The 16,634-nt window shown below is 69.9% G+C and carries 18 protein-coding genes; 12 read left to right on the top strand and 6 right to left on the bottom strand.

The genetic code is table 11. The annotated features are described in order from the left end of the window. Positions 1-42: 42 nt before the first annotated feature. Positions 43-654 (bottom strand): rhomboid family intramembrane serine protease, encoded by a 612-nt coding sequence (locus J7F03_RS03055; RefSeq protein ID WP_214947062.1) that lies wholly within the window; start codon positions 652-654, stop codon positions 43-45. A gap of 94 nt (positions 655-748) precedes the next feature. Here J7F03_RS03055 and J7F03_RS03050 point away from each other — a divergent pair, with 94 nt between their 5' ends. Continuing rightward, on the top strand, positions 749-1,432 hold the full coding sequence (locus J7F03_RS03050) for a UbiX family flavin prenyltransferase (RefSeq protein WP_214947061.1): 684 nt from the start codon (positions 749-751) through the stop codon (positions 1,430-1,432). Here J7F03_RS03050 and J7F03_RS41880 read toward each other — a convergent pair. Further along, the gene (locus J7F03_RS41880) at positions 1,429-1,563 is read right to left on the bottom strand and encodes a hypothetical protein (RefSeq protein ID WP_275431884.1); all 135 of its coding nucleotides are present in this window, start codon (positions 1,561-1,563) and stop codon (positions 1,429-1,431) included. The two genes, J7F03_RS03050 and J7F03_RS41880, sit on opposite strands and share 4 nt — an antisense overlap. A gap of 130 nt (positions 1,564-1,693) precedes the next feature. On the opposite strand from J7F03_RS41880, the gene J7F03_RS03045 reads away from it, so the two are divergent. From J7F03_RS03045 to J7F03_RS03025, 5 genes are all read left to right on the top strand, one after another. Beyond that, complete coding sequence (locus tag J7F03_RS03045) at positions 1,694-2,149, top strand: Lrp/AsnC family transcriptional regulator (RefSeq protein WP_214947113.1); 456 nt, start codon at positions 1,694-1,696, stop codon at positions 2,147-2,149. 95 nt (positions 2,150-2,244) lie between these two features. Then, the gene (mqnE, locus tag J7F03_RS03040) at positions 2,245-3,408 is read left to right on the top strand and encodes an aminofutalosine synthase MqnE (protein WP_214947060.1); all 1,164 of its coding nucleotides are present in this window, start codon (positions 2,245-2,247) and stop codon (positions 3,406-3,408) included. Between the two features lie 142 nt (positions 3,409-3,550). Continuing rightward, a complete protein-coding gene (locus tag J7F03_RS03035; protein WP_214947059.1) occupies positions 3,551-4,084 on the top strand; it encodes a GNAT family N-acetyltransferase in 534 nt (177 codons plus the stop codon). A 120-nt stretch (positions 4,085-4,204) separates the two neighbouring features. Next, on the top strand, positions 4,205-4,516 hold the full coding sequence (locus J7F03_RS03030; RefSeq protein ID WP_308378979.1) for a DUF4229 domain-containing protein: 312 nt from the start codon (positions 4,205-4,207) through the stop codon (positions 4,514-4,516). Between the two features lie 440 nt (positions 4,517-4,956). Further along, positions 4,957-6,318 (top strand): dicarboxylate/amino acid:cation symporter, encoded by a 1,362-nt coding sequence (locus J7F03_RS03025; RefSeq protein ID WP_308378977.1) that lies wholly within the window; start codon positions 4,957-4,959, stop codon positions 6,316-6,318. 115 nt (positions 6,319-6,433) lie between these two features. Here the strand turns inward: J7F03_RS03025 and J7F03_RS03020 are convergent, their stop codons facing one another. From J7F03_RS03020 to J7F03_RS03010, 3 genes are all read right to left on the bottom strand, one after another. Further along, positions 6,434-7,549 carry a MerR family transcriptional regulator gene (locus J7F03_RS03020; RefSeq protein WP_308378976.1) on the bottom strand — a complete coding sequence of 372 codons (1,116 nt, stop codon included), beginning with the start codon at positions 7,547-7,549 and terminating at the stop codon, positions 6,434-6,436. A gap of 106 nt (positions 7,550-7,655) precedes the next feature. Further along, positions 7,656-7,847, bottom strand: coding sequence for a DUF397 domain-containing protein (locus tag J7F03_RS03015; RefSeq protein ID WP_214947056.1), 192 nt, complete (start codon positions 7,845-7,847; stop codon positions 7,656-7,658). Then, positions 7,844-8,701, bottom strand: a complete 858-nt coding sequence (locus J7F03_RS03010) for a helix-turn-helix transcriptional regulator (RefSeq protein ID WP_214947055.1) — start codon at positions 8,699-8,701, stop codon at positions 7,844-7,846. The genes J7F03_RS03015 and J7F03_RS03010 overlap by 4 nt, the downstream gene beginning before the upstream one ends. 137 nt (positions 8,702-8,838) lie before the next feature. Between J7F03_RS03010 and J7F03_RS03005 the strand changes: the two genes are divergently transcribed. The 3 genes from J7F03_RS03005 (at position 8,839) to J7F03_RS02995 (ending at position 11,045) form a co-directional block, all read left to right on the top strand. Then, complete coding sequence (locus J7F03_RS03005; RefSeq protein ID WP_214947054.1) at positions 8,839-9,273, top strand: ATP-binding protein; 435 nt, start codon at positions 8,839-8,841, stop codon at positions 9,271-9,273. A gap of 329 nt (positions 9,274-9,602) precedes the next feature. Further along, positions 9,603-10,409, top strand: coding sequence for a helix-turn-helix domain-containing protein (locus tag J7F03_RS03000; RefSeq protein WP_308378975.1), 807 nt, complete (start codon positions 9,603-9,605; stop codon positions 10,407-10,409). Between the two features lie 123 nt (positions 10,410-10,532). Next, positions 10,533-11,045 (top strand): GNAT family N-acetyltransferase, encoded by a 513-nt coding sequence (locus tag J7F03_RS02995; RefSeq protein WP_374104257.1) that lies wholly within the window; start codon positions 10,533-10,535, stop codon positions 11,043-11,045. 42 nt (positions 11,046-11,087) lie between these two features. Here the strand turns inward: J7F03_RS02995 and J7F03_RS02990 are convergent, their stop codons facing one another. After that, positions 11,088-11,696 (bottom strand): DinB family protein, encoded by a 609-nt coding sequence (locus J7F03_RS02990; RefSeq protein WP_214947051.1) that lies wholly within the window; start codon positions 11,694-11,696, stop codon positions 11,088-11,090. A 193-nt stretch (positions 11,697-11,889) separates the two neighbouring features. Here J7F03_RS02990 and J7F03_RS02985 point away from each other — a divergent pair, with 193 nt between their 5' ends. The 3 genes from J7F03_RS02985 to J7F03_RS02975 all read left to right on the top strand — a co-directional run bounded on the left by J7F03_RS02985 (position 11,890) and on the right by J7F03_RS02975 (position 16,624). Then, positions 11,890-13,740: an AMP-dependent synthetase/ligase gene (locus J7F03_RS02985; protein WP_308378997.1), complete on the top strand. Its 1,851-nt coding sequence runs from the start codon at positions 11,890-11,892 to the stop codon at positions 13,738-13,740. A gap of 361 nt (positions 13,741-14,101) precedes the next feature. Next, positions 14,102-16,126, top strand: a complete 2,025-nt coding sequence (locus J7F03_RS02980) for a tetratricopeptide repeat protein (protein ID WP_214947049.1) — start codon at positions 14,102-14,104, stop codon at positions 16,124-16,126. 84 nt (positions 16,127-16,210) lie between these two features. Beyond that, positions 16,211-16,624, top strand: a complete 414-nt coding sequence (locus J7F03_RS02975; protein WP_214947048.1) for a hypothetical protein — start codon at positions 16,211-16,213, stop codon at positions 16,622-16,624. Positions 16,625-16,634: the final 10 nt, after the last annotated feature.

Raw genomic sequence — 16,634 nt, 5'->3', positions numbered from 1 at the left:
GTGTGCCCTGCCCGACCGGGCGGTTCGCGCCCTGCACGTAGGTCAGGCCTGGATCGCCGCGACTTCGGGGCGCGGCCTGGCCAGGAGGGCCACGCCCGCGCCCGCCAGCAGGCCGAAGAGGTGGGCCTGCCAGCTGACCACGGAGTCCGTCGGGAGGGCCCCGGCCAGGAAGGTCGTGCCCCAGACGGCCGCGATGACGACGGCGACCGTGACGCCCAGCGGGCTGCGCTCCACGAAGCCGCGGACCAGCAGGTAGCCGAAGAGGCCGAAGATCAGGCCCGAGGCGCCCGCCGTGATGCTGTGGGACGGGGATATCAGCCAGACCGCGAGCCCGTCGGCGACGATGATGGCGGCGGCGACGGCCAGGAAGCGGCGTATCCCGCTGAGTGCGGTGACGAAGCCGAGCACCAGCAGCGGGACGGTGTTGGACGCCACGTGGTCGAAGCCGAAGTGCAGGAACGGGGCCACGGGTATCGCGCTCAGGCCGTCGGCGTCCCGCGCGGTGATCCCGTAGGCGTCGAGCGCGTGGCCGCCCGCGTGGTCGACGGCCTCGATCAGCCACAGCAGGGCCACCCAGCCCAGCATCAGCTTCGCCGCCGCCTTGGCCCGTTCGGTCCGGCTCCACGCGCCCGCGCGCATCCCGCTTCCGCTCATGACGCCCCCGCCCCCTGCTCTCTCGTGTCCACCCCTTGAACGTGCGGACACCTTAGCCAGTGCCCATGAGCGGTGGCCGGATAGTCTCGGAGGTATGACTGAGGGCAAGCGCACCCCGTGGGTGGTCGGGGTTTCCGGGGCGTCCGGGACGCCGTACGCGGCTGCCGTGCTCCGCGGGCTGCTGGCGGCGGGCGAGAGCGTGGACCTGGTGGTGAGCCGGGCATCGAGGCTGACGCTGCTGGACGAGACGGGGATCGCCTTCCGCGACGCGCACTGGCGCGCGGATCTGGCCGAATGGCTGGAGCGCGGGGCGGACGGGAAGCCGGCGACGTATCCGAGGCCGGAACTGGACGGAGTCCGCTACTGGGGCGCCGGCGACCTGGCGGCCGGACCGAGCAGCGGCTCGTACCCCGTCAAGGGGATGCTGATCGTGCCCGCGTCCACCGCCTGTGTGGCCGGCGTGGCGCTCGGGCTGTCGAAGGACCTGCTCCAGCGGGTGGCGAGCGTGACGCTCAAGGAACGGCGCCGGCTGGTGGTCGCGGTACGGGAGACCCCGCTGAGCGGGCAGACGCTGAAGCATCTGGTGTCGCTGGACGAGGCGGGCGCCGTGGTGCTGCCCGCCTCTCCGGCGTTCTACGCGGGTGCGACGCACATCCAGGATCTGGTGGACTTCGTCGCGGGGCGGGTGCTCGACGCGGCAGGGGTGCCGCACGGGCTGTACCGCCGGTGGGAGGGGGAGCTGGGAGGCTCCCGCCCCCGGGAGGCAAGCGGTGACTAGCGCTTCTTGGCGCGCCCCGGCTTGCGGGTCTTGTCGACGCGGTGTGCGGCGGCGGGCTGGTCGGTGCGGGATCGGTTGGCCAGCTCCTGGAGCTGTCGCATGTGCGCGTAGGCCATCTCGATCGTGTACACGGTGAACCACTCCTGAAGATTGTCAGATCATCGTTGACCTGTTGAAAGATTCACAGGGTGTCGACCCTGTGTGCCTTTGATTCTATACGTAAACTTGAGGGATCGCCGAATAATGGAAGGCTCCAGGTATATGGACGCGGTGGACAGGCAGCTCATCCAGGCACTTCGTGAGAACGGACGTGCCTCGTACGCGGAGCTGGGCCGGCTCGTGGGCCTCTCCGGCCCCAGCGTCACCGACCGGATCAACCGGCTGGAGACGGCCGGAGTCATCACCGGCTACCGCGCGACCGTCGACGCGGCCTCGCTCGGCCTCGGCGTCACGGCGCTGATCGGCATCTCCCTGTCGGACGCCGCGGACCACGAGGACGTGGCCCGGCGACTGCGCGACCTCCAGGAGATCGAGGACTGCTGGTTCATCGCCGGTGACGACTCCTTCATGCTGAAGGTGCGCGCCAACGACGTGGACGGGCTGGAGAAGATCATCCGCAGGCTCTCCGGCACCAAGGGCGTCTCGCGCACGCGCACCACGATCGTGCTCTCCACCAAGTGGGAGAACCGGGTCGGGGGTCTGCCCGAGGAAGCCTGAGAGTACGGTTGGGACGGTCGCGGGGCGCCTGGACCAAGGGGGCGCGGGTACCCGCGGGACGCGCGGAAACATGAGGACAGAGGAGAGGACCGGGCATGGACGCTGGGCTCAAGCGTGAGCTGGAGGACAAGGTTCGCTCCGGCGAGCGGCTGACCCGTGAGGACGGCATCGCCCTCTACGAGTCGGACGACCTGGCCTGGCTCGGTGGCCTCGCCCACGAGGTGCGCACGCGCAAGAACGGCGACGTCGTCCACTTCAACGTCAACCGTCACCTCAACATGACGAACGTGTGCACCGCGTCGTGTGCGTACTGCTCCTTCCAGCGCAAGCCGGGCGAGAAGGACGCGTACACGATGCGCATCGAGGAGGCCGTGCGCCTGGCCAAGGCCATGGAGAACGAGAACCTCACCGAGCTGCACATCGTCAACGGCCTGCACCCCAGCCTCCCGTGGCGCTACTACCCGCGCTCGCTCTCCGAGCTGAAGAAGGCGCTGCCGAACGTCTCGCTGAAGGCGTTCACGGCCACCGAGATCCACCACTTCGAGACGATCTCCGGCATGTCGGCCTCCGACATCCTGGACGAGCTGATCGAAGCCGGCCTGGAGTCGCTCACCGGCGGCGGCGCGGAGATCTTCGACTGGGAGGTCCGCCAGCACATCGTCGACCACCGCACCCACTGGGAAGACTGGTCGCGCATCCACCGCCTCGCGCACGAGAAGGGTCTCAAGACCCCGGCGACCATGCTCTACGGGCACATCGAGGAGCCGCGCCACCGCGTGGACCACGTGCTCCGGCTGCGCGAGCTGCAGGACGAGACCGGCGGCTTCCAGGTCTTCATCCCGCTGCGCTACCAGCACGACTTCGTGGACATGAAGGACGGCAAGGTCCGCAACAAGCTCCAGGCGCGCACGACGATGGCGACGGGCGCCGAGGCGCTGAAGACCTTCGCGGTCTCCCGTCTCCTCTTCGACAACGTGCCGCACGTCAAGGTCTTCTGGGTCATGCACGGCGTGCAGACCGCCCAGCTGGCGCTGCAGCACGGCGCGGACGACATGGACGGCTCGGTCGTCGAGTACAAGATCACGCACGACGCGGACAACTACGGCACCCCGAACAAGCTGGGCCGCGAGGACCTGCTGGAACTGATCCGCGACGCGGGCTTCCGCCCGGTCGAGCGCAACACGCGCTACGAGATCATCCGCGAGTACCCCGGCCCGGACGCGGGACTGCGCGAGACGCCGCAGGCGATGCGCGTCTGACGCGTCGTCGCCGAGTCGTCGCGTCGTAGCCGTGCGAGAAGGCCCCGGCCCCCGTGAGGGGGGCCGGGGCCTTCCCGTGTGGCCTGCGGCCGGGTCGGAAAAGGTCGTTGCCGACCCGGCAGGTAATGGCTAATCTTCATTCATGACCCTTACGGCCCTCACCTATGCCCTGGACCCTGTCGTCGATCCCGCGCTGGTCGAGGAGTTCGCCGCGCTGTGGACCGGCGTGTCCAACGCCGGGGGCGCCGTCGGCTTCGTACCGCCGGTCACCGTGGACGACATCCGCCCCGAACTGGACAAGCTCCTCGCCGCGGCCGCCGAGGGGCGCAGTCGCCTGCTCGTCGGGTGCGACGCCGGCGGGCGGGTCCGCGCCACCGCCGTCATCACCCCCAACCAGCACCGGCTGCAGCGGCACTGGGTCTGGGTCTACACCGTGATGGTCGACCCGGCCCTCCAGGGCGGCGGCTCCGGCCGCGCGCTGATGGCCGCCGTGGCCGACGCGGCGCGCACGATCGAGGGCATCGAGGCGATCCGCCTCGGCTGCCGCGGCGGGACGGGCCTGGAGCACTTCTACGGGGCCTGCGGCTACAAGGAGGTCGGCCGCGTCCCCGGCGCCGTCCGCGTGGCCCCCGGCGACGACCGTGACGACATCACCCTCATGCTGCCGCTGCATTGACCTGCGGGGCTGCCGCGGCCGCGACCCCGAGGGGCCGGAGCCGGGGGCGGACGTGCTTCACTGGACGGGCACGAGCCGACGTACAAGCGGCGAACAGACGAGAAGAGAGCAGGGGTCACCGTGTCCCTCAAGCCGAGCGCGACGATCCGATACACCGCGATGCGTCTGGGGATCTTCGTCGGGTGCCTCGTCCTGGTCGCCGGTCTGGTCCGGCTGCGGTGGGTGCCCGCCGGTCTCGGCGACGCCAACTTCGTCTGGGTCGTGCTGCTCGCCCTCGTGCTCTCCGCCCCGCTCTCCTTCGTCCTGCTGCGCAAGCAGCGCGACGAGATGTCCGTGGCCATCTCCGGACGCGTCGCGGGTGCGAAGGAGAAGCTCGCCGCGAACCGCAACCAGGAGGACGGCGCCGACGACGCCGCGCGCGTCAGCCAGTAGGGCGACGCCGCGCGCGTCAGCCGGTAGGAGCGGGCCGCGCCCCGTCTGCTTCATCACATACCGAAACGCCCCAGCACCGGGTCAACCACCCGTGATGCCGGGGCTTTCGGCGTTTCGGGAGGTCTGGCGGGGTTGGGGCGCGGGAAGTGCGGGGGCTCCGGCTGCCACCAACTCAAAGGGACCCTTTGGGATTCTCAAAGGAGAGGTGTTAGCGTGTTCAACATGTCGACCGCAGCCGCGCACCTGATGACCACGAGCGTTCCGCTCGTGGCGCGCCTGCACGTCGACCTCTGCCGCCGCGTGTCCGCGGCCTGTTGCTGTTGTCGCTGAGTCCCGCGACCAGCCCTGGCACAGCAGCGGTCCCGCCCGCCCGGCTCTACGTTTCCGGGTGCTGCCGCACCGCACCACCACCCCACCGCAGAACCACCCGGAGAGTGTCCGTGTCCGCGTCACCGCAGACCCCTGCCGCCCAGGCCCCCGCCAAGGCGAAGCCCTCGTTCAAGTTCCCCTTCTGGGCCCAGATAGTCACCGGCCTCGTGCTCGGCGTGCTGCTCGGCTGGATCTCCCGCAGCCAGGAGGTCAGCTGGCTCGGCACCACCCTCGAACAGATCGGCGACATCTTCGTCCAGCTGCTGAAGCTGGCCGTCGCCCCGCTCGTCTTCTTCGCCATCCTGGTGTCGATCACCAACCTGCGGAAGGTGAACAACGCCGCCCGGCTCGCCTCGCGCACGCTGCTCTGGTTCATGATCACGTCGCTGATCGCGGTGGCCATCGGCCTCGCCATCGGCCTGCTCACCAACCCGGGCTCCGGAACCGGCCTCACCCCGCAGGACGGCAAGCTGCCGAAGCGCCACGGGTCCTGGCTGGACTTCCTGACCGGCATCGTGCCGAAGGACATCATCACGCCGTTCACCGAGCTGAACGTCCTGCAGATCGTCTTCCTCGCCGCCGTCGCCGGTATCGCCGCCCTCCAGCTGGGCAGCAAGGCGCAGCCGGTGCTGAACCTCGCCGAGTCCGTGCTGGAGCTGCTCCAGAAGGCCCTGTGGTGGGTCATCCGCCTCGCCCCGCTCGGCACCGTCGGCCTCATCGGCACCGCGATCGCCACGTACGGCTGGGACCTGCTCGGCAAGTACGCGACCTTCACGGTCGACGTGTACGTAGGCTCCGCGCTCGTGATGTTCGGCGTCTACCCGCTGCTGCTCTGGACCGTCGCCAAGGTCAACCCGCTCCAGTTCTTCAAGGGCGCCTGGCCGGCCATCCAGCTGGCCTTCGTCTCCCGCTCGTCGGTCGGCACCATGCCGGTCACCCAGAAGGTCACCGAGCGCCTCGGCGTCCCGAAGGAGTACGCGAGCTTTGCCGTTCCCTTCGGGGCCACCACGAAGATGGACGGCTGCGCCGCCATCTACCCGGCGCTCGCCGCGATCTTCATCGCGCAGATCTTCGACGTGCAGCTCGGCATCACCGACTACCTGCTGATCGCCTTCGTCTCGGTCGTCGGCTCGGCCGCCACGGCCGGCCTCACGGGCGCCACGGTCATGCTGACCCTGACCCTCTCCACGCTGGGCCTCCCGCTGGAGGGCGTGGGCCTGCTGATGGCGATCGACCCGATCCTGGACATGATGCGCACCGCCACCAACGTGGCCGGCCAGGTCGTAACACCCGTCCTGGTTGCGGCGCGAGAGGGCATCCTGGACAAGGTTGCGTACGCGACCGCCTCCTCGTCCCTCCTGGACGAGCCGGCCCCGGCCGCCCCGGCCACCGGCGCGGACACCGACCAGGGGAAGGTCCTCGTCTCCGCCTGAGGCCCGCCGCTCAACCGCCGCAGCCCCCGCCCCCGTCCGGGCGGGGGCTGCGTTGCGTCCGCTCAACGTCCCGTTCGACCGAAGACCGCACGCGAGGCTGACGCTGCGACGCGGTTCAAGTCATGAGCAGGCGGAGGCCGAGATCTGCCGCTTCGAGGTCGGCGAGACCGCTGTTGCGCTCGGCCCAGCGGCCGGATCCGAGGTCGTCGCCGAGGTCTCGTACCGCTCGCTGCTCGGCCTCCGCCCCGACCCTCGTCCACACCGACATCGCGCGGCGCACGTGATCCTCCAGATACGCCGCCGGGCGGCGCCAGTACGCCTCGAACAGGCCGTCAGCGCAGTCCCACGGGATGGGCACCGGCTCAGTGCGGGCGCCGATCGCGTCGGCCATCGAAGCGAGTGAGGGAAATTCTGTGAGGACGGCGGCGAACTCGGGCAGGTAGTCGCGGGTGAGCCAGAACCGGTCCTGCCATCCGGGCTCGTCGGTGTCGAACGTGAGTACCACCACGTGGCGGGCCACGCGCCGCATCTCTCGCAGCCCCGCTATCGGGTCCCCCCAGTGGTGAACGGTGGAGACGGCCATCGCAACGTCGAAGGAGTGGTCCTCGAACGGCAGGCTCTCCGCCGCGGCGGCCACGCACGGCGCCGAGGCGGCAGGCCGCTGCCCCCGCATGACCGCCGACGGCTCCACCGCGATCACGTCGCGATCGGAAGGCTCGTAGGAGCCGGTGCCGGCCCCGACGTTCAGCACCGTCTGCGCGTCCCCGAGCGCGTCCCAGATCTGCGCGGCGATCCGCGGCTCGGTACGCCGCGTCGCGGTGTAGGCGCCTCCGATCGCGTCGTAGAGCCGGGGACCGAGCATCTCCAGTTGCTCCTCCGGTGTCACGTCCAGTCCCTTCGCCCGTGCCTCAAGTTCTCTGTCGATGGCCGCCACCATGGCGTCGGCGCGATCACGCCGCTCCAGCAGCAGGCCGCGCAGTCGGCGCAGGTGCGCGACCGCGTCGCTGGACGGGTCGCCGACCAGTTCCGCAACCTCCCGCAGCCCGAAGCCCAACCGCCGGTAGGCCAGCACCTCCCGCAACCGCTCCACGTCGCCCGCCGAATAGGCCCGGTATCCGACCGCGGTACGTGCCGACGGCCGGACGAGGCCGATCTCGTCATAGTGATGCAACGTGCGGACGCTCACGCCGGCCAGCTCGGCGACGCGTCCTACGGTCCAGTGATCCTCCACGGCACCGACTATGAGGCCTGACGTCACGTGAGGGTCAAGAGCCACACTCTCGGTACCGCTCCCCTGACCCCGAGATCGACGACGGGGCGGAAGGCCCCCCTTTGCTTCAGCTGTCGGAGGCGTGCGCTACGAATCCGGCCCATGCGCGGGGCGCGAAGGCGAGGTGGGGGAGCTGGGTGTCCTTGGAGTCGCGGACGTGGATGGTGGCGGGGGTGGTGGCCACCTCGACGCAGGAGTCGCCTTCGCTGCCGTCGCTGTAGCTGCTCTTGAACCAGTGCAGCTCGGGGTTGTCGATCATGTCTCTCCCAGCAGTTGCTCGATGAAGCCCTGCGTCTCCAGGGGCGTCAGCGCCTGGGCTCGGATCATGCCATAGCGCAGCTCAAGGATCCGGAGTTGCCGGGGGTCGGAGACCGGACGTCCGGCGTAGGCGCCTTCCGAACGACCCACCGCCTCACCATCTCCGAACTTCAGCACTTCGATCCCACCATCCATGCCTGCGTGCACCTCACGGTCGGTCGGCATTACCTGGAGGGCCATGTGGCGCAACTGGCATAGCCCCAGCAGGTGTTCGAGCTGTCGGCGCCACACTATTGTGCCTCCGATCGGGCGACGCAGCGTCACCTCTTCCTGGACGATGCTGAGTGACGGGGCGGGTTCCCGCGCGAATACGCTGTGTCGGGCCAGGCGGGCAGCCACGTAACGCTCGACCTCGTCCTGGGTGTAGGTGGGCTGCCGCATCTCGAAGAGCGCCCTGGCGTAGTCTTCTGTTTGTAGGAGGCCGTGTATTCCGTGGACGCGGTAGGCCCCGATCTCCACTGCCTGACTCTCCCGCTTCGCCAGGTCCCGGATCTTCTTCGGGTAGCGGACCTGCTCCATGTCCGCCTTCATCGCGGCGATCTTCCCGCCCGCCCGCAGCGCCTCGTCCGCCCTGTCCAGGTACTCGGGGCGGGGGATGCGCTTTCCCGCTTCGACCTTGCGGACGAGGTCCTCGCCGTACCCGAGTTCCGTGCCGAGGTCGGCCGCGCGGATGCCCGCCTCCTCCCGCCACGCCCTGAGCTGGCGGCCGAGCGCGGCCAGGACCGCGACTCCCTGGTCGTCCTCGGGATCGACGTCCCAGCCCGCGTCTTCCGTACCGTCACTGTCCACGCTCATGCGCGCCCACCTCCGACGAGCCGATGTCCTGCGCGCCCCGTACCCGTGAGGCGGTACCGGACAGCCGCGACAGGGCTGGACAAGCACCGGACAAACCCGGGACGTAAGGGCGTTGCCGCTTCTCACGGTACGCACGGATGGCCACGCTGAGTGACGTGATGACTCAACTCGTCGACTTCCACGTCCAGCTGTCCGCCACCCCGCGCGGGGCTCGTCTCGGGCGCATGCTCGCCGTCGAGCAACTTCGCTCCTGGGGGCTCCCTTTGGAGGAACCCGCGCAGATCGTCGCGGAACTCGCCGTGAACGCCGTAACCCACGGGCGGGTCCCCGGGCGGGACTTCGGGCTGACGCTCTCCGTCACTCCCGGAGTGCTCCTCATCGAGGTGACCGACCCCCGCGGTGACCGGGTCCCGCGGATCCACGACGCGGGTCGGGGGCTCGTACTGGTCGCCGCGTTCGCGGATCGTTGGGGGGTCCGGGAAGGGCCGGCTCCGCGGAAGGCGGTGTGGGCGGAGGTCTGCCTCGGGGCCCGGGTCGCGGGGGTCCGTGATCCGGCCCGCCTCGACGCATAAAGACCAAAGAACCGGGAGAAAAAACCAACCGACCCAACCCCACCTGCCCGCGTCCGGCCCGTGTCGCTCGGTCGGGTGAACTGTGCCAACTGAGCTGGATTTGCCACCGGTTCGCTGGCATATGCTCGCCCCGACGACAACAGCAGACATGAGACGGCCCCCGGCGGGACTGCAATCCCGGTCGAGGGCCTGACCAAGCAGGAAGTAGCACCTTCCCTATGGCTCTTGAGCAGCCTAGCGCGCCCTCGCGCGCCTCGTCCCGAGTTGGGCCCGGGACCCCCCGATCCGGTGTCATCCACGTCAACACGTGGCACACGAGTCACTACACCGTGATCGGCAACCACCTCCTCCAGCACCCTCGGCTGTCGGCGACGGCGATCGGAGTCGCGGCCCACATCCAGTCGCTGCCCGACGGCGCGCCCGTCGGCATCAAGGCGCTCGCCGAGCGGTTCCCGGAAGGGGAGATCCGGCTCGGGGCCGCCCTGCGGGAGCTGGAGCGGCACGGCTACCTGGAGCGGCGTCGCGAACGGCTGGAGGGCGGGCGCGTGGTGACGCGAACGTACTCGTACAACAAGCCCGGTGCCACCTCGGGCGGGCCTCCGCCGTCGCGCACGCCTGCGCCGTCGCCGCCGGACGGCGAGGTGCGCGTACGCGATGAGCCCGCACCGGAGCCGGGAGAGCGGGGGCCGGACCCGGCCGTCGAGGCCGCGCCGGAGCCGGAGCCGGACCCGGACCCGGCTCCACCCTCGGAGGCCGCCGCGCTGCTCGCCGGGCTGCGGCGCCACGATCCTCGGCTGCTGCTGTCCGAACGGGACGTCGCGCGGCTCGCGCCCGGGGTGTCGGCCTGGCTGGCGCGGGGTGTGGAACCCGGCGGAATCGAGCGGGCGTTGTCCGCCGGTCTCCCCGAACCCCTGCGCAGCGCGGCCTCCGTGCTGGAGTACCGGCTGGGGTCCCTGATCCCGCCGCCGCTGCCGCCGGTCCGGGTGGCGGTCGCTGCCGCGGTGGCCGGTGGGGCGGCCGGTCGGCGCCCGGATCCGCTCCAGAACTGCGACGGCTGCGACCGGGCCTTCCGGGCCCCGGAGCCGGGCCGCTGCCGTACCTGCCCGCCCGCCGAGGAGAGCGCGGCCGCCGCCTGAGGGCCCCGTCAGGGCGGTCTACCAGCAGGCGGCCGACCGCCCCCTCCCGGCCCCGATGGGCTGACGACTCGGTCCGCGATCGAGGCTGAGATACTCCGGTCATGGATGCTGGGGGTGACGGGGATGGGGGCGCAATCTGACCTGGTGGTGCCTGCACGGGCCACGTCGGCGCAGGCCACGGGCTGGGTGCTGCGTTCTGTGGTGGAAGCCGACACAGAGGTGATCGCGGAGTTGCGGGCCACGGTCATGCGTGCGGACCTGGAACGCCTTGGGCGCTACGACGAGCACCGGGTGCGGCAGCGGCTGCGGGATTCCCTCTCCATGCAGCACACGTCGATCATCATGATCGACCGCGAACTCGCAGGATGCGTCACGGTCCGGCCCAGCGAGGGCAGGCAGTGGCTGGAGCACTTCTACCTCGCTCCGCACTGTCAGGGCCGAGGGCTCGGATCCGCTGTCCTGCGCACGGTGCTGGGGCGGACGGACGCGCAGGGTATGACCGTGGGTCTGAACGTCTTGCAGGGCAGTGCTGCCCGTCGGCTCTACGAGCGCCACGGATTCGTCGTGGAAGCCCAGGACCCGATCGACGTCTTCATGGTGCGCCCGCCCGGGGCGAGTGCCGCTGCGAAGGCCTGACCTGCGCCACCGGCCGACCCGGCGGGCCGGCACGTCCCGACCTCAATCGCGGGAGCCGGAAGTGTCGGGGTCGGCCTCGCGGGCCACCCGCTCCAGCCGGTCGCGGTAGTCCTCCCACCAGGACGGGTGGCCCGGCGGCATGCTGTTGTTGCCCTTGTTCATCCCCACGGCGCCGTCGATGAGTTCGCGGATGATGTCGGCGTGGCCGGCGTGCCGCTGCGTGTCGGCGATCACTCGGACCACGGCGTGGTGCAGCGTCACCTTGTTGTCGTGGCTCGGCCACCACGGCACCGTGCCGACCGTGTCCAGCGGCAGCGCGTCGATCGTCGCGTCCGCGTGTGCCCACGCCCGGCGGTACAGGTCCACGATGTGCTCGCGCGACTCGTCGGCGGTGGCCCACATGTCCCCGTTGGGCTCGGCGCCGTCATCGAGCCAGGGCAGCGGCTCGCCGGACGGCCGGTCGAAGGTGTCGCCGAGGTAGCCCAGCTCCACGCCGGCCGCGTGCTTGACCATGCCCAGGAGGTTGGTGCCGGTCGGCGTGTGGGGGCGGCGGGCGTCGTACTCCGAGAGCCCTTCGATCTTCCACAGCAGGGCGTCGCGGGCGGACTGCAGATACAAGTGCAGGTCGGCCCTGGGGTCTGATTCGGTCATCCGGCCATTCTGCCGAACCGGCGATCTTTGTCCACTGGTTACCCGCCGAGACGAGGGGCCGCGTGGAGCATCGGTGAAAAAACGGGCACGGGGGTGTTCAGGCACAGTTACCGCTAAGTAAATTACCGGCGGTAACAGCGGTAACGCTGCGTCCGACCGAGGAGGGCACGCCGTGAGCGCCGAATCGAGCCTGGTGAGGGTCGTCAAGCCCGTCGAGCCCGGCAAGACCGTGATCGACGGGCGGGTGCGCGAGGTGTGGGTGCCCGCGCTGGTGGCGCCCCCGCAGCGGGGCTCCCTCGGGGACATCCCCTTCGACAACGCCCGCGAGGCCCCCCACGAGTCCGTCCTCGCCCGCAAGGACCGCGACGGGACCTGGCGGGACGTCACGGCGGCCGAGTTCGCCGACGAAGTGCTCGCCGTCGCGAAAGGGCTGATCGCCGAGGGCCTGCGGCCGGGTGACCGGCTGGCCATCATGGCGAGGACGACGTACGAGTGGACGCTGCTGGACTTTGCGGGCTGGGCGGCCGGGCTGGTCACCGTCCCGATCTACCCGACCTCCTCCGCGATCCAGGCGCGCTGGATCATCCAGGACTCGGGAGCGGTGGCGTGCGCGGTGGAGGACACCGCGCAGGCCCGGATCATCAGCGCGGAACGGCCCAACCTGCCCTGGCTGAGGCACCTGTGGGAATTCGACACCGGCGCGGTTGCCCGGCTGGTCACGGCCGGCCGGTACGTGCCCGACGAGGTCGTGCGCGACCGGCTGGCCGGGTGCGGGCCGGAGTCGGTCGCGACGCTGATCTACACCTCCGGGACGACCGGGCAGCCCAAGGGGTGCGTGCTGACGCACGCCAACTTCTTCGCCGAGGTCGACAATTCGGTGGAGCTGCTGCACCCCGTCTTCAAATCGGTCAGCAAGGACCCGGCGTCGACCCTGCTCTTCCTGCCGCTCTCTCACGTCTTCGGGCGGATGGTCGCCGTCGGATGCCTGCGGGCGCGGGTGAAGCTGGGGCACGCGCCGAGCATCCGCAGCGAGGACCTGCTCGCCGACCTGGCCGGCTTCAGGCCGACCTTCCTGCTGGCGATCCCGTACGTCCTGGAGAAGGTCTACAACACCGCGCGGGCGACCGCCGAGCGGATGGGGCGCGCCAACTCCTTCGACCGGGCCGCCAAGATCGCGCGGGCCTTCGGCGAGGTCGTCGAGGGCAAGTCCCCGGGCCTCGGACTGCGGGCGGCGCGGGCGCTGTACGACCCCCTCGTCTACCGGCGGATCCGGGCGGCGCTGGGCGGGCGCGTGCGGTACGTCCTGAGCGGCGGTTCCCCGCTCGGCCGGCGCCTCGCCGCCTTCTACACCGGCGCGGGCATCGAGGTCTTCGAGGGCTACGGGCTCACGGAGACGACGGCGGCCGCGACCGTCACCCCTCCGCTGCGGCCGAGGCTGGGGACGGTGGGCTGGCCGCTGCCGGGGACGGCGGTGCGGATCGCGGACGACGGGGAGGTGCTGTTGCGCGGGCCGCACGTGTTCGCGGGGTACTGGAACGGCCCGCCGGCGGGCGGGGACCAGTGGCTGGCCACGGGGGACATCGGCGAGCTCGACGCGGACGGGTACCTGACCATCACGGGCCGCAAGAAGGACCTGATCATCACCTCCGGCGGCAAGAACGTCGCCCCGGCGCCGCTGGAGGACTGGCTACGGGCCCACCCGCTGGTCGGCCAGTGCATGGTCGTCGGCGACAACCGGCCGTACGTGACCGCGCTGATCACTCTGGAGCCGGAGGGGCTGCAGCACTGGCGCCAGATGCGGAAGAAGCTGCGCGTGCCGATCGGGGAGCTGGTCGGGGACGAGGAACTGCGGGCCGACCTCCAGCGGGCGGTGGACGAGGCGAACCGGCTGGTGTCGAGGGCGGAGTCGATACGGCGCTTCGCGGTGCTGGTGGGGGATTTCACGGAGGAGCGGGGGCATTTGACGCCGTCGCTGAAGCTGAGGCGGGGCGTTGTCGCCCGGGACTACGCGGCCGAGATCGAGTCCCTGTACCGCCGCCCCTGACGGCTCCCTGGCCGTGGCCGGGGTGTAACGACCACCGGCCGGAGGTAGGCATGGGCCACGACGTCTTGGAGCACAGGGGGCTGCGAACGTGCGTAACCTTTGGTTTCGATGCGGCCTGTGGATCAAGTTCACGATATTCGCGATCATAGGCAGCGCGGCCGGGCTCATCGCGGGATCGTGGTTACCGGCAGCGCAAGCCGGGATGGTGGGTGCCACATTCCTCGCCCTGTGCAGTGGTGCCGCGGCGAGGAACGAGTCCGCGCTGAGCAATAGGCGCCATGAACGAGATCGTGCGGCGACCAGCCTCCTGACGAAGAATTCACGCGGAAGTCTGCCCCGTGTTCGGGATGTTCAGGATCCAGTGCTGGTCGGAATCCATCCGTACCAGCATGAAGACGGAGATTACACGGCAAGGAACTGGAACGCTCTTCCCTACGTCCCTCGCGACATCGAGACAGACCTGCATGCGGCGGTCCGGAGCGGAGGCTTCGTCCTCCTGGTGGGAGAATCGACAGCCGGGAAAACGCGATCCGCTTTCGAGGCCGCACGGCTGCTGGCACCGGACCATTTCCTGCTGAGCCCTCGGAATCGGGACGGTATTTCCAGCCTGATCGGTGCGCTGAACATGCGTAGGCGCTATCTGATCTGGCTCGACGATCTGGAACGGTTCCTCGGCCCGGGAGGGCTGACATCTTCCGCCCTGAGTCGAATGCTGGAAAGCGGATCGACGATCGTCGCCACCATGCGAACACCCGAGTACGACCGATTCGGTGATCACGCCGAAGCGGTCATCGACAGTGCCGACTACGAAGTCTGGCGTGACAGACGTGACGTGGTCCGTCAGGCGAAGAAGATCCGTATTCCGCGCAAGTGGTCGCCGGCTGAGCGCGAAAGAGCCCAGTTCTACAGAGGCGATCGCCGCATCAGCCGTGCACTGAGTGCTTCGGACGCGTTCGGCGTGGCCGAGGTTTTAGCCGCTGGTCCGGAGCTTCTCGAAGCGTGGAAGAACGCCTGGTCCCCAGGTGCTCATCCGCGAGGGGCAGCGCTGGTGCTGGCCGCAGTGGATGTACGTCGCGTCGGCATGCACGAAGCCATACCCGTGGCGCTTTTGACGCAGCTGCACGAAATCTACCTGAGGGACAGAGGGGGATCTCAGCTGCGGCCGGAAGAGCTGGAGGATGCGCTCGCGTGGACCCTCCGACCTCTGGGGCACACCGGTGCCAGCATGCTGGTGGGCGAATTGAGTACTGGGCTCCGGGCTTTCGACTACTTCCTGGACACTCTCAACCTCGAAGTGATTCCGGACGAGTCGTGGGATCTGATCCTGACACGAGCCAGGCCTCGCGAAGCGCTCGACATGGGCATGGTATCGCTGCTCGATGCCCGTCACGATCGAGCGGAAAGGGCCTTTGCTCTGGCGGCACGGGCCGGCCTGGCGGCAGCGGATGTCGCCAGAGCGGTCATCCTGGGGAAGACGGGTCGTATCGACCAGGCGGTAATCGAGTTACGGTCGATCTGGGAATTCCGCACAAGGTCTCTCGGAAGGGAGAACCGGGACACCCTGGATGCCCACGCCAAGCTGGCCTACCTGACATTGAAACAAGGGCGGGCGGCCGAAGCCCTCGAGTTAATGCGCGAACTGCTGCCTCTTCGTGAATCGCACCTCGGGACGGACCACCCCGACACCCTCGACACCCACCTGCAGATCGCGAACGCCGTCGGAAGGCTGGGCCGGCCAGCTGATGCCGCGGATCAGTGTCGTGCTCTGCTGGGCAGGTTCCAACGGAAGCTGGGTCCTGATCACATAGACACCCTGGACGTCGAAGCCAGAATAGCGATGTGGACGGGTAAATCCGGCAGGTATGCCGAGGCGTTCGACCTCACCGAGGAACTTGTGAGGCGACGCACCTTCGTGCTGGGCGCGGATCACGCCGATACTCTCTACGCTCGCGGGCGGGAGGTCGCCTGGCTTTCGGCCATGGGGTTTCACGAAGACGCTCTGGGGCGCGCGCGGAAGCTTTTTGACGACAGGAAACGGGTGCTGGGGTCCGACCAACCACCTGCACACCCTCCATGCGCGTCGCCAAGTAGCGCGCCTGGTGGAAGGCGCAGAAGGACCCGACGCCGCGTTGCCCCTATGGCGCGAAACACTGGACGAACACATTCGAATCCTCGGGCCGGAACACTCATTGACTCAAAAGGTCATTGCGTTCTCAGGGTTCCGAGTGGATTAGATGCGGCCGGGGCCGGTCTCGGGCCCGGAGGCGGGGTGGGCCGGGCCCGCTTATGGTGGGCTGACCGGTTCGGGGGTCGCCCGAGGAGGGTGCAGTGGGCCGTTCCCGTACCCGTGCCCGCGTGTCCGTCGGCGTCGCGGCCGCAGCCTTGATGGCCGCCTCCCTCGCCGCCGCCCCGAGCGCCACAGGCACGAGCGCCGCCGCCCCGAGCTCCGCCGGCACCGGGATCCGTTGGGGTGACTGCCCCGAGACGGCCGTGCCCGCCGGCATGCGCTGCGGCATCCTCGCCGTGCCGCTCGACTACGGCGCCCCGGCCAAGGGGCGCCGTCGCGCTCGCTCTCGGCAAGCTCCCCGCCACCGGCCCCGCCGCCAAGCGGATCGGCTCGCTGCTGCTGAACTTCGGCGGGCCCGGCGCACCCGGGATACCGGCCCTCGCCGCCGATCCGGGCCTCTTCGCGGAGCTCAACAAGCGCTACGACCTCGTCGTCTTCGACCCCCGGGGCGTCGGCCGCAGCGCCCCCGTCAGCTGTGGCGACGGCACGGGCGGCGACGGCACGGGCGACGGCGGCACGGGCGGAGGCTACGGGCCGGCCCAGGAGCCGGCCGACGGCCCCGCAGCCGAGCTCGCCGCCCTCCGCGCCATCCGCTGATCTTCGCTGG

This window comes from Streptomyces sp. ISL-43, from assembly GCF_018614195.1.
Classification (GTDB): Bacteria; Actinomycetota; Actinomycetes; order Streptomycetales; family Streptomycetaceae; genus Streptomyces.
This window is presented reverse-complemented; position numbering and strand designations above follow the sequence as displayed.

Excerpts from the sequence above, each read along its gene's own strand:
- J7F03_RS03055 (WP_214947062.1), bottom strand. The coding sequence starts at position 654 with ATGAGCGGAAGCGGGATGCGCGCGGGCGCGTGGAGCCGGACCGAACGG.
- J7F03_RS03050 (WP_214947061.1), top strand. The coding sequence starts at position 749 with ATGACTGAGGGCAAGCGCACCCCGTGGGTGGTCGGGGTTTCCGGGGCG.
- J7F03_RS03045 (WP_214947113.1), top strand. The coding sequence starts at position 1,694 with ATGGACGCGGTGGACAGGCAGCTCATCCAGGCACTTCGTGAGAACGGA.
- mqnE (WP_214947060.1), top strand. The coding sequence starts at position 2,245 with ATGGACGCTGGGCTCAAGCGTGAGCTGGAGGACAAGGTTCGCTCCGGC.
- J7F03_RS03035 (WP_214947059.1), top strand. The coding sequence starts at position 3,551 with ATGACCCTTACGGCCCTCACCTATGCCCTGGACCCTGTCGTCGATCCC.
- J7F03_RS03015 (WP_214947056.1), bottom strand. The coding sequence starts at position 7,847 with ATGATCGACAACCCCGAGCTGCACTGGTTCAAGAGCAGCTACAGCGAC.
- J7F03_RS03010 (WP_214947055.1), bottom strand. The coding sequence starts at position 8,701 with ATGAGCGTGGACAGTGACGGTACGGAAGACGCGGGCTGGGACGTCGAT.
- J7F03_RS03005 (WP_214947054.1), top strand. The coding sequence starts at position 8,839 with ATGGCCACGCTGAGTGACGTGATGACTCAACTCGTCGACTTCCACGTC.
- J7F03_RS02995 (WP_374104257.1), top strand. The coding sequence starts at position 10,533 with ATGGGGGCGCAATCTGACCTGGTGGTGCCTGCACGGGCCACGTCGGCG.
- J7F03_RS02990 (WP_214947051.1), bottom strand. The coding sequence starts at position 11,696 with ATGACCGAATCAGACCCCAGGGCCGACCTGCACTTGTATCTGCAGTCC.